This window comes from Pseudooceanicola aquaeponti (genome assembly GCF_050897975.1).
Classification (GTDB): Bacteria; Pseudomonadota; Alphaproteobacteria; order Rhodobacterales; family Rhodobacteraceae; genus Pseudooceanicola.
Genome location: NZ_JBPAXY010000002.1, coordinates 1 through 15,291, shown reverse-complemented (window position 1 = coordinate 15,291; position 15,291 = coordinate 1). Strand labels below are relative to the sequence as shown.

Here is a 15,291-nt window from a genome sequence, read left to right as displayed (position 1 = left end):
GCTTTCCCGGCCCCGGGCCCCGGCGGGCGGGCGTGGGGCGGGGGCGACACACAGGCTTGATGAAACGCGGCGCGAAGAGTATTTGAGCCGTCATGACGCAGATTTTCGACATGGACGACCGTGCCCGCCTGCCCTGGCGGTTCTTCGGTGCGACGCTGACGATCCTGGCCTCGCTATGAGGCCCGGCGCGAGGCCCCGTGCCCGATCCGGCATGGGCGGCCCGCGCGTTCCCATTTTGCGAATTTCCACGAATATCAAGGGAGAGGACCCATGTCCCCCAAGACACTCTACGACAAGATCTGGGACGCCCATGTCGTCCAGCAGGATGAAGACGGCACCAGCCTGCTTTATATCGACCGCCACCTGGTTCACGAAGTGACCAGCCCCCAGGCCTTCGAGGGCCTGCGCATGGCGGGCCGCAAGGTGCGCTCGCCCGAACGCACCATCGCCGTGCCGGATCACAACGTGCCCACCACGCCGGGCCGGGAAAACCCCGACCAGATGCCCGAGGAAAGCCGCATCCAGGTGGCCGCGCTGGACAGCAACGCCAAGGAGTTTGGCGTGCATTACTATCCGGTGACCGACATCCGTCAGGGCATCGTGCATATCGTGGGCCCCGAACAGGGCTGGACCCTGCCGGGGATGACCGTGGTCTGCGGTGACAGCCACACCGCCACCCACGGCGCCTTTGGCGCCCTGGCGCACGGCATCGGCACCTCGGAAGTGGAGCACGTGCTGGCCACCCAGACGCTGATCCAGTCCAAGTCGAAGAACATGAAGGTCGAGATCACCGGCCAGCTGAACCCGGGCGTCACTGCCAAGGACATCACCCTGGCGGTGATCGGCAAGACTGGCACCGCCGGCGGCACCGGCTATGTCATCGAATACTGCGGCGAGGCCATCCGCTCGCTGTCGATGGAAGGCCGGATGACGGTCTGCAACATGGCCATCGAGGGCGGCGCCCGGGCCGGTCTGATCGCGCCGGACGAGACCACCTTCGAATATGTCAAAGGCCGCCCGCACGCGCCCAAGGGCGCCCAGTGGGAGGCCGCCCTGGCCTGGTGGAAGACCCTCTATTCCGACGATGACGCCCATTGGGACAAGGTCGTGACCATCCGCGGCGAAGATATCGCCCCGGTCGTCACCTGGGGCACCTCGCCCGAGGATGTGCTGGCGATCACCGATGTGGTGCCCGCCCCCGAAAGCTTTGCCGGTGGCAAGGTCGAGGCGGCCAAGCGCTCGCTCGACTACATGGGTCTGACGCCCGGTCAGAAACTGTCCGAGATCGAGATCAACACGGTCTTCATCGGCTCCTGCACCAACGGCCGGATCGAGGATCTGCGCGCCGCCGCCGCAATCCTGAAGGGCAAGAAGGTCAAGGACGGCGTCCGTGCCATGATCGTGCCGGGCTCTGGCCTTGTGCGCGCCCAGGCCGAGGAAGAGGGGCTGGCCGAGATCTTTACCGAGGCCGGGTTCGAATGGCGCCTGGCGGGCTGCTCGATGTGCCTGGCGATGAACCCCGACCAGCTGGCCCCCGGTGACCGCTGCGCGGCCACCTCGAACCGCAACTTCGAAGGCCGTCAGGGCCGCGGCGGTCGGACCCACCTGATGTCGCCCGCCATGGCGGCGGCGGCGGCGGTGACCGGCCACCTGACCGACGTGCGCGAAATGATGTGATCCCCGGGCGGAGGGCCTGGCCCCTCCGTCACCGGACAGCCAAAGGAAAGCCAAATGGAAAAGTTCGAGAAAGTCTCGGGGATCGCGGCGCCCATGCCGCTGGTGAACATCGACACCGACATGATCATCCCCAAGCAGTACCTGAAGACGATCAAGCGGTCGGGCCTGGGCGTCCATGCCTTCGCCGAGATGCGTTATGATGATGAGGGCAACGAGATCCCCGATTTCGTGCTGAACAAGCCCGCCTACCGCGACAGCCAGATCATTGTCGCGGGCGACAACTTCGGCTGCGGCTCGTCGCGCGAACACGCCCCCTGGGCGCTGGCGGATTTCGGCATCAAGGTGGTCATCTCGACCTCTTTCGCCGACATCTTCTTCAACAACTGCTTCAAGAACGGGATGCTGCCCATCGTTATGCCGCAAGAGGTGGTGGACGTGCTGATGCAGGATGCCGAGAAGGGCGCCAACGCCCGGATGGAGATCGACCTGGAAGCGCAGACCGTCACCACCTCGGATGGCGAGGTCTTCCCCTTCGAGGTCGACCCGTTCCGCAAGCATTGCCTGCTGGAAGGGCTGGACGACATCGGCCTGACCCTGGCCAAGTCGGCGGCCATCGACACCTTCGAGGGGCAGATGGAACAGGCCCGTCCCTGGGTCTGATCGCCTGATCCACCAGATCGCGAACGGGGGCCTTCGGGCCCCCGTTCTGTTTCTGCCACCCCTCCGGGGCGAAGGGCGGGCGCGGGCGCACCGCGGCTGTCGCGCCCTGCGGATACCTGTAAAGGTGTTTTGACATCTGCGCGCCGGAAACGGGGTTGTTGCACACAAGAAAGCGGGGCAGTCTTTGGGGGAAGTCCGTGATTTGCCTGATGTATTCGTCCCCAATATGGGCCCCGCCCACGCAGGAGACCGCCGATGAAACTGTCCACTACCTTTCTGCTGATCGGCGTCGTCCTGGCCGTGATGGGGCTCCTGGCCCTGGCCAATCCCTTTGCCGCCTCGCTGGCCGTGACCTCGCTGGTGGGGGTCGTCTTCATGGTGTCGGGCGTGGCCCAGGCCTGGGTCGAGTTCCAGGCCGGACCGCACCAGGGGCGGCGGCGCAATGCGCTGGTGGCGCTGCTGACCATCGTCGCGGCGGTCTGGCTGCTGGCCAATCCGCTGTCGGGCACCCTGTCGCTGACCCTGCTGCTGGGGGCGATTTTCTTTGTCATGGGATTCGTGCGCCTGGCCATGGCGGCCTCGCTGCGCGGCGCGCCCTTCTTCTGGCTGGTGCTGCTGTCGGGGGGCGCCTCGCTGGCCATCGGCCTGCTGGTGCTGTTCGACGTGGGCGCGGCGGCGACGACCTTCTTGGGGCTGCTGCTGGGGATTCAGCTGGTGGCCGAGGGGGCGGGCCTCTTTGCCTTCGGCCTGATCACCCGGCATCGCGGGTTCTGATACCGCCCGTTTTCGGAACTGCTGCATCTTGTGGCGGGTAGGGGTCCGTCCGCCATATCTTGAGGTGCCGGGGCGGGCGTCCGCCGCGCCCTGCCGGCCCGAGCGGCAAATGATGCAAGATCGCACCAGTTTGGCCCGTATTTCGCCGCAATATCCGTGTCTTCTAAGAGCAGCTCTTGAGCCTTTGGGCGAAGGAGTGTCTTAATCGTGGCAAGAATGAGGCAGTCCGCCATGCAGCGGAATCAAAGTGGAAACACGGGCAAGCGCAAAAGACGCCCGGGCCAGTTTGAAGGAAAACGAGCAGTGATCGTTCGAGTCACCGGCGCGCTGATGCGGGCCATCCTGATTGCGTTGGCCATCGCCACGCCGTCGCTTCTGTTGCCCGACATCTCCGCCGATGCGGCGCAGGTGGTGGTGCTGGTGGCGATGGTGGGCGCGCTGTACACCTTCATCGAATATTTCAGCCAGTTCCCCACGATCATCGAATTCCGATTCGCCCCGCCGGTGAACCGTCTGCGCTATTTCACCGCCTTCGCGATGATCCTTTTGCTGACCGTCTATCAATCCGGCCCGGCGCTGGATTCGCCGATCTCGGACCTGTTGCAACGGGTCGGCCAGATCCTGGTGAACGCGGTCGACTTCCCCTATTCGCCGGTGCGCCTGGTGATCCTGGCGCTGCCGTCGGACGCCTCTGCCGCCTTTATCGAGACGGTGCGTGCCGCCGCTGGCATCGCCTATCTGACCTCGCTTTGCGGGCTGGTGGCCTTTGGCATCCTGGTGCGGGTGCATGGCTGGCCCGCTCGCTACGGCGCCTTCAACGTCTGGATCAACCTGCCGCTGTTCGACCCTACCGGGGGCGGCGACGTGCTGGCCCGGCTGAAGCGGGATTCGGTGGTTAACATCCTGTTAGGCTTCCTGCTGCCATTCTTGGCGCCGGTGGTGCTGCGCTTTGTGATGCCGATGGTGGATCTGCACGCGCTGGAACTGCCGCAGACCCTGATCTGGACGATGGTGGCATGGGCCTTCCTTCCGGCAAACCTGATCATGCGCGGCGTGGCCCTGGCCCGGATCGCGGCAATGATCGAGGCCAAGCGGCGCCGCACCTATGCCGCCGCCAAGGCCGAGGGCATCCTGGCGATCTGAGCCGGGCGCCGCGTAGGGCCCCTGGCCGGGGGCTGATTGGTCTGGGCGCCGGGGGCTGGGCCACTTTCCTGATACTGCTGTGTCTGTGCTGGGTGACCGGCGCCGCACCCGCGCGGGCCGAGCCGCTGCGCCTGGTCTGGTACGACACCGAGCTGGGGCGCGACGGGCCGGGCCTGTTGCTGCGCGACATCGCGGGCGGCGACGATGCCCAGACGCAGGCGGTGGCGCAGGTGATCGCCGCCCTGGCGCCGGATGTGCTGGTGTTGGCCGGGGTGGATGCCGACGCCGAGGGGCGGACCTTGGCGGCGCTGAACGCCACCCTTGCCGCGCCCTATCCGCATCTTTTCTCGGCCCTGCCCAATGCAGGCCTGCCCACCGGGCTGGACCTGGACGGCAACGGCCGCCAGGGCGAGGCGCGGGATGCGCAGGGCTATGGCCGTTTCACCGGGGCGGGCGGGCTGGCGGTGCTGTCGCGCTGGCCCCTGGGGACGGGGGCCGATCATTCGGCGCTGCTGTGGCGCGCCCTGCCGGACAGCCTGATCGCCGCGGACGACCCGGGCCATGGGGTGCAGCGCCTGTCGTCGATGGCCCATTGGGTGCTGCCGGTCGAGACGCCCCAGGGGCCTCTGCACCTGGGGATCTTCCGCGCCACGCCGCCGGTTTTCGACGGACCCGAGGATCGCAACGGGCGGCGCAATCATGACGAGCTGCGCTTCTGGCGCCTGCTGCTGGACGGGGCCTTGCCGCCGGGCGCGCCCCTGGCCGGACCTGGGGGCGGTGCGGCTGCGGGGCCCGAGGGCCTGCCCGCGCCCTTCGTGATCCTGGGCGGTGGCAACCTGGACCCCGAACGCGGCGCGGGCCGGCGCGCGGCAATCCGTGAACTGTTGGCCGACCCCCGGGTGCAGGACCCGGCGCCCCGCTGGCAATCCGCCGATCCGGCGGAGGGCGACACCACGGTCGACTGGCCCGCCGAGGGGCCGGGGCGGATGCGGGTGGATTATGTCCTGCCCTCTGCCGGGATCCGGGTGGTCGGCGCCGGGGTCTATTGGCCCCAGCCCTCCGATCCCATGGGTGAGGCGGTGGCCCGGGCCAGCCGTCACCGGCCGGTCTGGGTCGATCTGAGGCTGGAGTAGCGGGCCGTTCTCGGGCCGTGCCGTCGCGCCTCCGGGGGCGGGGCGACCTGGGCGCGGGCCTCGCCTCGTGTCGTGGCGCGTTCTGTCGCTAGCGCTGCGGCAGACCCGCGCGGATGGCCTCTTCGACCGGCGTATCGCGGAACTCGGGCAGCAGGCGGTGCAGCTTGGCCCCGTCCAGCCGGTGCGGCAGCTCCCACAGATAGCGCATCTCGAAGATGCCGCGCAGGGCGGGCACCAGTGGGCGCAGGGGCGCCAGGGGCCACCAGGCCATGCGGCCCGGCGGGATGTCCCGCGCCAGCGCCCGGCCCGTGGCGGCGGCCAGCTCGGCGCCGGTCAGGCTGTAGCCGGGGAAGGGCAGGTCTTCCCATTGCGCTAGGGTGGCGCGCGCCTCGGCCAGGGCCACGGCGGCGCGGGTGGCATCGGGCAGATAGGCCCAGGCATGGACCCGGTCCAGCGGCCCGGGATAGGCGAAGTGCCCGCGCCGCGCCCCCTTGGCGATATGGGCGTCAAACCAGTTCCCCGAGGGGCGCGTATCCAGGAAGTCGCCACAGCGCAGCACGATCACCTGAAGACCCGAGGCGCGATACTCGGCCTCCATCTGGATGCGGAGCCGACCCAGCGGGTTGGTCGCCAGATGCGGCGTGTCCGCGTCCCAGCCGAAGGGCGCCTTGGGGCCGAAGACATAGACATTTCCGGGCAGCAGGATGGTGGCGCCACTGCCGCGCGCGGCCTCGATCAGGGCGCGATGTGCGGGCAGCAGCTCGCGCGTCCAATGCTGGTAGCCGCCGGGGTTGGCGGCCATGACGATCACGTCCTGACCCGCCACCGCCGTAGCCAGATCGTCGTGCTGGCGGTCAAAGCCGCGAACCTGCCAGCCCGCCGCGCCAAAGGCCTGGGCCGCGTGGTGGCCGAAACGGCCATGGGAACCGAGGATAAGAACCTTGCCGGGCATCGTTGCCCTCCTTTCGCATCAGGGGAGAGTGAGCGGAGATGACGCCACCCTGCGCCTGTTTCTGCGGAATGGAAATTGACCGAAATCAACCATTGGGTATTCATTCATGCATGGATGCACGTCTTCAAACCCTCGACTGGGCCGCGATACAGGTCTTTCTGGCGGTGGCCGACACCGGGTCTCTGTCGGCGGCGGCGCGGCAGCTGGGCCAGTCGCAGCCGACCCTGGGCCGCAAGGTGCGCGCGCTGGAGGCACGCCTGGGGCTGACCCTGTTCCTGCGCCAGCCGCGCGGGCTGGTCCTGTCGGACGAGGGGCGGCTGATCCTGGATCCGGCGCGTCGCATGGCCCGCGCCATGGGCGAGCTGGCCCTGACGGCGGTGGCGCGCGACGACCGGCTGGCGGGCACCTGCCGGGTGACGGCCAGCCAGATGGTGGCCACCCGGGTGCTGCCGCCGATCCTGGCGCGGATCCGGGCCGAGCTGCCGCAATTGCAGATCGAGCTGGTGGCCAGTGATGACACCGACAGCCTGATGTACCGCGAAGCCGACATCGCCCTGCGCATGTACCGCCCGGCCCAGCCCGACCTGATCGCCCGCCACCTGGGCGACGTGCCCCTGGGGGCCTTCGGCGCCACCGCCTATCTGGACCGGGTGGGTCGACCCGAGCGGGTCGAGGATCTGGCCCATCACGCCCTGGTGGGCTACGACCGGTCCGACCTGATCCTGCGCGAAATGGAGCGCTTGGGCCTGCCGCCCGACCGGGCGCGTTTCGCCACCCGCTGCGACGACCAGGTCACCTATTGGGAACTGGTGCGGGCGGGCTGTGGCCTGGGTTTCGGGCAGATCCCGCTGATCCGCGAAGATGACTGCGTCGAACAGGTGCTGCCCGGCCTTGACCTGCCGGTGCTGCCGCTGTGGATCGCCGCCCACGAAAGCCTGCGGCCCACCCCGCGCGTTGCGGCGGTGTGGGATCGGCTGGCCGCCGGGTTGCTTTCCTACCTCGCCTGAGGCCTTTCGTTTCTTGATCTTTCGCGCATCGCCCGCTACGCGAAGGCAACGATTAGATCAGGAAGGACACCCCCATGAGCAACCCCTCGCTTCTTATCCTGCCCGGCGACGGGATCGGCCCCGAAGTTATGGCCGAAGTGCGCAAGATCATCGACTGGTTCGGCGCCAAGCGCGATGTGGTCTTCGACGTGTCCGAGGATCTGGTGGGCGGCTCTGCCTATGACAAGCACGGCACGCCGCTGCATGACGACACCATGGCCAAGGCCCAGGAGGTCGACGCCGTCCTGCTGGGCGCCGTGGGCGGCCCGAAATACGACGCGCTGGATTTCAGCGTGAAACCCGAGCGCGGCCTGCTGCGCCTGCGCAAGGAAATGGACCTGTATGCCAACCTGCGCCCGGCCCAGTGTTTCGACGCCCTGGCCGACTTCAGCTCGCTGAAAAAGGACGTGGTCGCCGGTCTGGACATCATGATCGTCCGCGAACTGACCTCTGGCATCTACTTCGGTGAGCCGCGCGGCATCATCGAGGAAGGCAACGAGCGCGTCGGCATCAACACGCAGCGCTACACCGAGAGCGAGATCGACCGCGTCGCACGCTCGGCCTTTGAACTGGCCATGAAGCGCGGCAAGAAGCTCTGCTCGATGGAAAAGGCCAACGTGATGGAATCGGGCATCCTGTGGCGGGAAGTCGTCACCGAGGTGGGCAAGGAATACCCCGAGGTCGAGCTGTCGCATATGTACGCCGATGCCGGCGCCATGCAGCTGTGCCGCGCGCCCAAGCAGTTCGACGTGATCGTCACCGACAACCTGTTCGGCGATCTGCTGTCGGATGCCGCCGCCATGCTGACCGGCTCGCTGGGGATGCTGCCCTCGGCCAGCCTGGGCAAGCCGATGGCCAATGGCCGCCCCAAGGCGCTCTACGAACCGGTGCACGGCTCGGCCCCCGACATCGCCGGTCAGGGCAAGGCCAACCCCTGTGCCTGCATCCTGTCCTTCGCCATGGCGCTGCGCTATTCCTTCGACCTGGGCGCCGAAGCCGACCGCCTGGAAGCGGCGGTGGAAAAGGTGCTGGCCGATGGTGTGCGCACCGCGGATCTGCTGAACGAGGAAGGCCGCACGCCTGCCACCACCAGCGAGATGGGCGATGCCGTGGTCGCCGCCCTGGACGCCAGCCTGTAAGGTGTTAGCCCGCATGGCGGGCGAATTTCCGGCAGCCGGACAGCCAAGGCCCTGAGGGGCCAGCTTTTTCCGGCTGACGCTTGAAATTGACCCTTCCCGCGCCATAGTCGCCGGGAAGGGTTTTTCTTTGCTGATTTCCGGAAAGGGATCTTATGTCCGGCACCACACGCGGCATCGGTTTCGCGCTTCTGGCCTTTGCGATTTATTCGGGGCACGACGCGATCATCAAGATTCTGGGGGCGAATTACAGTGCCTTCCAGCTGGTCTGGTTCACCGTGCTGATGAGCTTTCCGGTCACCTCGGTGATTCTGATCCGCGACACGCGGCCCGGTACGCTGCGCCCCGTGCATCCCTGGTGGATGCTGGTGCGCACCCTGGCTTCGGTGGTGGCGGCGGCCTGCGGGTTCTTCGCCTTCTCGGTGCTGCCGATGGCGGATGTCTATGCGATCCTCTTTGCCACGCCGCTGCTGATCACTGTGCTGTCGATCCCGATTCTGGGGGAAAAGGTGCGTCTGCGGCGCTGGCTGGCGGTGCTGGTCGGGCTGATCGGCGTGGCGGTGGTGCTGCAACCGGGCAAGTCCGAGCTGTCGGCGGGCCATTTCGCGGCCATGGGCGGCGCGGTCTGCGGCGCCCTGGCCTCGGTCATCGTGCGCAAGATCGGTCGCGACGAACGCAATGTGGTCATGCTGATCTATCCGTTGATCGCCAACTTCGTCCTGATGGGCGGGCTGATGGCGCTGCCGGGCAATTTCGCCGAGGTGCCCCTGCCGCATATGGGTGGGTTCTTTGCCGTGGCGGCCCTGTCGACGGTGGCCATGCTGCTGATGATCGCGGCCTATAACAACGCCGAGGCGGCGCTGATCGCGCCGATGCAATATTCGCAGATCCTGTGGGCCACCTTCTATGGCTGGCTGCTGTTCAACGAACTGCCGGGGATGAACACCGCCGCGGGGGCGGCGCTGATCATTGCCTCGGGCCTTTATATCGTGTTCCGCGAATCCCGCCCCGACAGCGTGTCGATCCAGCCGGTGCTGCGCACCCGCAACCGCACCGGCACCCCGGCGGCGCTGCGTGTGGGGCCGCTGATGCGGATGATCTCGAAACGCCCGGTGCAGGGCGCGGCGGGCGCGCGCCGCTCTGGCGCCTGAGCCCGGCGCGGGAGTCGGGCCGGGGGCGAGCTGTGGCGGCGCGGCGGGCAAACGCATTTGCGTCGGATTCGCTCTTGCCAAGGGCGGGCCCGGGTTGTAGATCGCCCTTCACGGTCGGAGCGTAGCTCAGCCTGGTAGAGCACTGTCTTCGGGAGGCAGGGGCCGGAGGTTCGAATCCTCTCGCTCCGACCAATTTTCTAGAAATCGCGATCTGGCGTAATCGGGGGCCCACCCCCGGCGCCTGTGGCGCGTCCGCCGGGCGCCTTGCGGTCCCTTGCGGCGGTGCCTCGCGCGGCGTGCCGCCCCTCAGGTGGTCTCGGCCAGCCGCGCCTCGATCCCCGCCGTGCAGAAGCGGATCAGCCCTTCCATCTCGCCGCCCTCGTCGCCGCCCAGCGTGGCGATCCGAAAGCGCGAGGTCAGCAGGGCCAACATGCAGGACACCATGTAGACGAAACATTCCGCCAGCTCGGCCCGCCGGGCCTGGGGGAACAGACCTGCCATCTCGGCGATGAAGACCTGGGCCGTGGGGTCGAAATGTTCCGCCGACAGGGCGTTCAGCTTCGGATCGGCCGAGACGAGGGCCACCAGCCGTGCATAGGCCAGCCATTGCGGCCCGCCATCGCGGGCGCGTTCGAAATAGGGGGCGATGAAGGCGCGCAGTACCGCGTCCAGATCCAGCGGCCCTTTGGCGCGGGCGGCCTCCAGCGCGGCGCGGCGCAGATCCGACAGGGCGCCCGCGCGGCGCGCGACGACCTCGGCAAAGAGCGCCTCCTTGCCGCCGCCGTGGTGATGCACCAGCCCGACGGGCACCCCCGCCTCGGCCGCGATGTCGCGCACCGTGGCGCCATCGAATCCCCCCTTGGCAAACACCCGTTCGGCGGCATCCAGAATCTTCTGCCGGCTTTCCAGCGCGCGCTTCTGGGGGGCCCTTTGCCGTTGTTTCCCATTGGTGTTTTCCAGCGACATGAATTTACTTGCCTTATCTTGAACGTATGTTCATTTTAGTATCAAGGCACCGGGAGGGGTGCCAGGGAGGACTACCATGCATGACACGACAGGGACATTCGCCCTGATCGGAGCGGGCCCCATGGGCCTGGCCGCAGCCAAGACAATGCGCGAACAGGGCGTCGCGTTCCATGGTTTCGAACTGCATTCCGATGTGGGCGGATTGTGGGACATCGAGGCGCCGCATTCGACCATGTACGAAACGGCGCATCTGATCTCGTCCAAGACGATGACCGAATTCACCGATTTCCCCATGGCAAAGGAAGTGGCCGAGTACCCGTCGCATCGCGACATGGTGCGCTATTTCCGCGACTTCGCCGATCACTACGACCTGCGCCGCGACTATACCTTTGGCGCCGAAGTCACCAAGCTGGAGCCCCTGGGCGGCGACGGCGCGGGCTGGCGGGTGCACTGGCGCGACGCGCAAGGGGAGCACGAGGCGGTCTTTGCCGGGGTTCTGATCGCCAATGGCACCCTGGCCGAGCCCAACCGGCCCGCCTTCAAGGGGCGGTTCGAGGGCGAACTGATCCACGCCAGCCAGTACCGCGACCCGCGCCAGTTCGACGGCAAGCGGGTGCTGGTGGTGGGGGCCGGCAACTCGGGCTGCGATATCGCGGTCGATGCCATCCACCACGGCAAGAGCTGTGACCTGTCGATGCGGCGCGGCTATTACTTCGTGCCGAAATACGTCTTCGGCCGTCCCGCCGACACGCTGGGCGGGGCGATCCGTCTGCCCATGTGGCTGAAACGGCGGGTCGACGGGCTGATGCTGAAATGGTTCACCGGGGACCCGTCGAAATACGGCTTCCCCAAGCCCGACTACAAACTGTACGAATCCCATCCGGTGGTGAACTCGCTTGTGCTGTTCCACGCGGGCCATGGCGATCTGAAAATCCGCCCCGACATCGACCACCTGTCGGGCCACACGGTGCATTTCACCGATGGCAGCCGCGCCGATTACGACATGATCCTGACCGCGACGGGCTACAAGCTGCACTATCCCTTCATCGACAAGGATCTGCTGAACTGGCAGGGGGATGCGCCGCATCTTTACCTGAACGCCATGCACCCCACGCGCGACGACCTGTTCGTGCTGGGCATGGTCGAGGCCTCGGGCCTGGGCTGGCAGGGGCGTCATGAACAGGCCGAGATGGTCGCCCGCTATATCGCCGGGCGCCGCGCGGGTAGCCCCGCCGCCCAGGCCCTGCATGACGAAAAGGCCAAGGGCTTTGAACGGGCCACCGGCGGGACGCGCTATCTGAAACTGGCGCGGATGGCCTATTACGTCGACAAGGCGACCTATCGGAAGGCCGTCACCGGCTGGATCGACAAGCTGCGCGGGGCCAAAGCCTGATGGATGAGGTCATTCTGAATTTCAGCCCCGGCGCGCTGCGCCTGCTGAACGCGATCCTGGGCGTGGTGATGTTCTCTGTCGCCATCGACCTGACGCCCGCCAACTTCCTGGAGCTGCTGCGGCGGCCCAAGCCGCTGATCGCCGGGTTCATCGCGCAGTTCGCCGTGCTGCCGGTGCTGACCTTCCTGCTGGTGCTGGCGACGCAGCCCCAGGCCTCGGTCGCGCTTGGGCTGATCCTGGTGGCGGCCTGCCCGGGCGGCAATATCTCGAACTTCTTCACCCAGCGGGCCGGGGGCAACGCGGCGCTGTCGGTGTCGATGACCGGGCTGGCAACGGTGGGGGCGATCCTGCTGACGCCGCTGAACATCGCCTTCTGGGGGTCGCTCTACGAACCTTCGCGGCAGATCCTGCGCGAGACCCATATCGACCCGGTCTCGGTGGCCATCACCGTGGGCCTGATGCTGGTGCTGCCGCTGGTGCTGGGGGTGACCCTGAACAGTCGCCGCCCCGACATCACCGCGCGGCTGCGCGGGCCGCTGCAATGGGTGTCGATGGCCATCTTCGTGGCCTTCGTCCTGGCGGCGCTGGTCTCGAACTGGAGCTACTTCCTGCAATTCGCCGGCGGCATCGCCGGGCTGGTCATCGCCCATAACGCCCTGGCCCTGCTGGGCGGCTATGGCACCGGGCGGCTGGCGGGCCTGTCGGCCTTCAACACCCGGGCGGTGACCATCGAGACCGGCATCCAGAACTCGGGCCTGGGCCTGGTGCTGATCTTCGGCTTCTTCCACGGGCTGGGCGGCATGGCGGTGGTCGCCGCCTTCTGGGGCATCTGGCACGCGGTCTCGGGCTTTGCCCTGTCGCAGATCTGGCGCCGGACGGAGGCCGCACGATGACCCGTATCCTGATCACCGGGGCGGCAGGCATGATCGGCCGCACCCTGACCCGCACACTCGCGGAGCGCGGCGGGACGGTGGAGGTCGTGGCAAGCGATCTGCATCGCCCCGCCGACCTTCCGCCCGGGGTGCGCTTTGAAACCCTGGACGTGACGGGGGGCGATGCGATGCGCGTCATCACGGCGGTGAAGCCGGACGTGGTGGTGCATCTGGCCTCGATCGTCACGCCCGCACCGGGGCAGGGGCGCGACCTGGCTTACCGCGTCGATGTCACCGGCTCGCGCCATGTGATCGACGCCTGTATCGCCAACGGGGTGCGCCGCCTGGTCGTCACCTCCTCGGGGGCGGCCTATGGCTATCACCCCGACAACCCGGTGCCGCTGCGCGAGGGCGATGCGCTGCGCGGCAATGTCGAGTTCGCCTATTCCGACCACAAGCGCCAGGTCGAAGAGATGCTGGCCGAGGCGCGCCGCGCCGCGCCGGGGCTGGAACAGGTGGTGCTGCGCGTGGGCACCGTTTTGGGCGCGGGCACCGAGAACCAGATCACGGCGCTGTTCCGCAAGCCGCGGCTGCTGGCGATCGCGGGTTGCGACAGCCCCTTCGTCTTCATCTGGACCCGCGATCTGGCCCGGATCATCGAACGCGCCGCCACCGATGGCCCGGCGGGCATCTATAACGTGGCAGGCGACGGCGCCCTGTCGGTGGCCGATCTGGCGCGGCGCATGGGGAAACCTGTGCGCACCCTGCCGGCCTGGGCCCTGCGCACCGCCCTGGCCCTGGCCAAACCCCTGGGCCTGACCCGCTATGGCCCAGAGCAGGTGCGCTTTCTGCAATACCGCCCGGTGCTGGCCAATGACGCGCTGAAGGCCCAGTTCGGCTACCGCCCCGAAAAGACCAGCGCCGAGGTCTTCGACCTGTGGCGCGCCCAGGCCGGACTGTAGAAAGGTGCGCCCATGACCGCTTCTAATAAGAGAGAGGGGGGCGCCGCCCCCGTGGCGGTGATCTCCGGCGGGGCTGGGGGGCTCGGCCGGGCGCTGACCGCCGCCCTCCTCGCGCGCGGCTGGCAGGTGGCGGCGATCGACCGCGATGTGGCGGGACTGGATCCCGTGCCGGGCCTCTCTCTCTATACATGCGATCTGACCCGGCCCGAGGCGCTGGCCCGGACCTGCGCCCAGGTGCTGTCCGACCATGGCCGCGCTGACCTGGTCATCTACAATGCAGGCATCACCCAGATCGGCCCCTTCGCCCAGCTGACCGAGGCCGCACACCGCCAGGTCTTCGAGGTGAACTACTTCGCCGCCACCGCCATGGCCCAGCACTTCCTTCCCGCGCTGCGTGACAGCCACGGAACCCATCTGGCGATCTCTTCGGTGGCGGGCTTCACCCCGCTGGTGCACCGCTGCGCCTATGCGGCGTCGAAACATGCGCTGGAAGGGGCGTTCAAATCCCTGCGCTCGGAAGAGCGGGCCCATGGGGTGCGGGTGCTGATCGCGGCCCCGTCCTTCGTCGCCACCAACATTGGCCAGCCCGAGCGTCAGGCCTCGGGCATTGCCCGGCCCGGCTCTGCCGCCGACGGGATGGACTATATGACACCCGAGGCGGCGGCGGCGGAGATCCTGCGCGGGGTCGAGCGCGGGCGGGCGATGATCCCCGTGGGTCGGGTGGCGCGTCTGGCCTGGTGGCTGAACCGCCTTTCCCCCTCTCTCTTCCAACGGCTGATGGAGCGGAGCGTGTCGGGCCAATCCGATCCCTGAAGGGGACTTATCTGCCAGGGAGGGGAGAAGAGGGGGCTGCGGCCCCCTTTTGCATTCCCCGACTCGCCGGAGCCGCGCCGAGTCGCCCGAGACGTCCCGATTCCCCGCCGAGTCGTCATCGAGTCCGGGCCGATTCCGCCCCGAGTCTCGGCCCTCTTGAGGATAACTCTGTGGATACCCCAAGATATGGGGGGCAGCGGCCCGGGCTGCATCGGTTATCAATTCGCCCTCGGCGGGGTTCCGCGAGAGAGGCGGTATCTAAGTATCTGTATTTACTTGAATTATGAGGATGTCGCAAAAATCTCAAACTTTCTCGGAAAAAGCGCTTGCGGGTCCCCGGCTCTATCCGTAAATACCCCTTCACCGGCGGCGCTGAGGCGCTGCGGGGCGGCCCGGACGGGTCGGACGGAACGAAGCGGCGGCGCTGCTGAGGGAGGTTCGAGGCGGACGGGTTGAAGGAAATTCAGAGGTACTGTCGGGCGGGCGCGCCGCAAGTTAGGGCGCACTGGTCTGGTTTTTGTCTCTACGCTCTTTGACATCGCGAGTATCTGAAGAGATATGCGGGCGGTTTGGATCATTCGACGAATGAACGTCTGTATATCGCGCTCTTAGG

General features: G+C 67.5%; 14 protein-coding genes and 1 tRNA gene. 13 read left to right on the top strand and 2 right to left on the bottom strand.

Annotation, left to right across the window (positions count from 1 at the left end):
* Positions 1–270: 270 nt before the first annotated feature.
* The 5 genes from leuC (at position 271) to ACRARE_RS03710 (ending at position 5,387) form a co-directional block, all read left to right on the top strand.
* A complete protein-coding gene (gene leuC, locus ACRARE_RS03730; protein ID WP_432655069.1) occupies positions 271–1,677 on the top strand; it encodes a 3-isopropylmalate dehydratase large subunit in 1,407 nt (468 codons plus the stop codon).
* Positions 1,678–1,731: 54 nt separating this feature from the next.
* Complete coding sequence (gene leuD, locus ACRARE_RS03725) at positions 1,732–2,337, top strand: 3-isopropylmalate dehydratase small subunit (protein WP_432655068.1); 606 nt, start codon at positions 1,732–1,734, stop codon at positions 2,335–2,337.
* Between the two features lie 255 nt (positions 2,338–2,592).
* On the top strand, positions 2,593–3,111 hold the full coding sequence (locus ACRARE_RS03720) for an HdeD family acid-resistance protein (RefSeq protein WP_432655067.1): 519 nt from the start codon (positions 2,593–2,595) through the stop codon (positions 3,109–3,111).
* A 303-nt stretch (positions 3,112–3,414) separates the two neighbouring features.
* The gene (locus ACRARE_RS03715) at positions 3,415–4,254 is read left to right on the top strand and encodes a hypothetical protein (protein ID WP_432655066.1); all 840 of its coding nucleotides are present in this window, start codon (positions 3,415–3,417) and stop codon (positions 4,252–4,254) included.
* Positions 4,255–4,346: 92 nt separating this feature from the next.
* Complete coding sequence (locus ACRARE_RS03710) at positions 4,347–5,387, top strand: endonuclease/exonuclease/phosphatase family protein (protein ID WP_432655065.1); 1,041 nt, start codon at positions 4,347–4,349, stop codon at positions 5,385–5,387.
* Positions 5,388–5,475: 88 nt separating this feature from the next.
* Here ACRARE_RS03710 and ACRARE_RS03705 read toward each other — a convergent pair whose 3' ends face one another.
* Entirely contained in the window at positions 5,476–6,339 is an 864-nt protein-coding gene (locus ACRARE_RS03705) for a Rossmann-fold NAD(P)-binding domain-containing protein (RefSeq protein WP_432655064.1), read from the bottom strand.
* Positions 6,340–6,449: 110 nt separating this feature from the next.
* On the opposite strand from ACRARE_RS03705, the gene ACRARE_RS03700 reads away from it, so the two are divergent.
* From ACRARE_RS03700 to ACRARE_RS03685, 4 genes are all read left to right on the top strand, one after another.
* A complete protein-coding gene (locus tag ACRARE_RS03700) occupies positions 6,450–7,346 on the top strand; it encodes a LysR family transcriptional regulator (protein ID WP_432655063.1) in 897 nt (298 codons plus the stop codon).
* 74 nt (positions 7,347–7,420) lie between these two features.
* Complete coding sequence (gene leuB, locus ACRARE_RS03695) at positions 7,421–8,524, top strand: 3-isopropylmalate dehydrogenase (protein WP_432655062.1); 1,104 nt, start codon at positions 7,421–7,423, stop codon at positions 8,522–8,524.
* A 152-nt stretch (positions 8,525–8,676) separates the two neighbouring features.
* Positions 8,677–9,672, top strand: coding sequence for a DMT family transporter (locus ACRARE_RS03690; RefSeq protein WP_432655061.1), 996 nt, complete (start codon positions 8,677–8,679; stop codon positions 9,670–9,672).
* 115 nt (positions 9,673–9,787) lie between these two features.
* Positions 9,788–9,864: transfer RNA gene (locus ACRARE_RS03685), tRNA-Pro, on the top strand.
* 114 nt (positions 9,865–9,978) lie between these two features.
* Here the strand turns inward: ACRARE_RS03685 and ACRARE_RS03680 are convergent.
* Entirely contained in the window at positions 9,979–10,638 is a 660-nt protein-coding gene (locus ACRARE_RS03680; protein ID WP_432655060.1) for a TetR/AcrR family transcriptional regulator, read from the bottom strand.
* Between the two features lie 76 nt (positions 10,639–10,714).
* On the opposite strand from ACRARE_RS03680, the gene ACRARE_RS03675 reads away from it, so the two are divergent.
* Genes ACRARE_RS03675 through ACRARE_RS03660 form a run of 4 tightly spaced genes read left to right on the top strand, consistent with a single transcriptional unit; the run spans position 10,715 to position 14,678 of the window.
* Entirely contained in the window at positions 10,715–12,031 is a 1,317-nt protein-coding gene (locus ACRARE_RS03675; RefSeq protein WP_432655059.1) for a flavin-containing monooxygenase, read from the top strand.
* Positions 12,031–12,924, top strand: a complete 894-nt coding sequence (locus ACRARE_RS03670; RefSeq protein WP_432655058.1) for a bile acid:sodium symporter family protein — start codon at positions 12,031–12,033, stop codon at positions 12,922–12,924. The genes ACRARE_RS03675 and ACRARE_RS03670 overlap by 1 nt, the downstream gene beginning before the upstream one ends.
* Positions 12,921–13,865 (top strand): SDR family oxidoreductase, encoded by a 945-nt coding sequence (locus ACRARE_RS03665; protein WP_432655057.1) that lies wholly within the window; start codon positions 12,921–12,923, stop codon positions 13,863–13,865. The genes ACRARE_RS03670 and ACRARE_RS03665 overlap by 4 nt, the downstream gene beginning before the upstream one ends.
* Positions 13,866–13,877: 12 nt before the next feature.
* On the top strand, positions 13,878–14,678 hold the full coding sequence (locus tag ACRARE_RS03660; RefSeq protein WP_432655056.1) for an SDR family NAD(P)-dependent oxidoreductase: 801 nt from the start codon (positions 13,878–13,880) through the stop codon (positions 14,676–14,678).
* Positions 14,679–15,291 lie beyond the last annotated feature (613 nt).

What these genes read in the sequence shown, in the direction of transcription:
- leuC (WP_432655069.1), top strand. Translation starts at nt 271, where the DNA reads ATGTCCCCCAAGACACTCTACGACAAGATCTGGGACGCCCATGTCGTC.
- leuD (WP_432655068.1), top strand. Translation starts at nt 1,732, where the DNA reads ATGGAAAAGTTCGAGAAAGTCTCGGGGATCGCGGCGCCCATGCCGCTG.
- ACRARE_RS03720 (WP_432655067.1), top strand. Translation starts at nt 2,593, where the DNA reads ATGAAACTGTCCACTACCTTTCTGCTGATCGGCGTCGTCCTGGCCGTG.
- ACRARE_RS03705 (WP_432655064.1), bottom strand. Translation starts at nt 6,339, where the DNA reads ATGCCCGGCAAGGTTCTTATCCTCGGTTCCCATGGCCGTTTCGGCCAC.
- ACRARE_RS03700 (WP_432655063.1), top strand. Translation starts at nt 6,450, where the DNA reads ATGGATGCACGTCTTCAAACCCTCGACTGGGCCGCGATACAGGTCTTT.
- leuB (WP_432655062.1), top strand. Translation starts at nt 7,421, where the DNA reads ATGAGCAACCCCTCGCTTCTTATCCTGCCCGGCGACGGGATCGGCCCC.
- ACRARE_RS03690 (WP_432655061.1), top strand. Translation starts at nt 8,677, where the DNA reads ATGTCCGGCACCACACGCGGCATCGGTTTCGCGCTTCTGGCCTTTGCG.
- ACRARE_RS03680 (WP_432655060.1), bottom strand. Translation starts at nt 10,638, where the DNA reads ATGTCGCTGGAAAACACCAATGGGAAACAACGGCAAAGGGCCCCCCAG.
- ACRARE_RS03675 (WP_432655059.1), top strand. Translation starts at nt 10,715, where the DNA reads ATGCATGACACGACAGGGACATTCGCCCTGATCGGAGCGGGCCCCATG.
- ACRARE_RS03670 (WP_432655058.1), top strand. Translation starts at nt 12,031, where the DNA reads ATGGATGAGGTCATTCTGAATTTCAGCCCCGGCGCGCTGCGCCTGCTG.
- ACRARE_RS03665 (WP_432655057.1), top strand. Translation starts at nt 12,921, where the DNA reads ATGACCCGTATCCTGATCACCGGGGCGGCAGGCATGATCGGCCGCACC.
- ACRARE_RS03660 (WP_432655056.1), top strand. Translation starts at nt 13,878, where the DNA reads ATGACCGCTTCTAATAAGAGAGAGGGGGGCGCCGCCCCCGTGGCGGTG.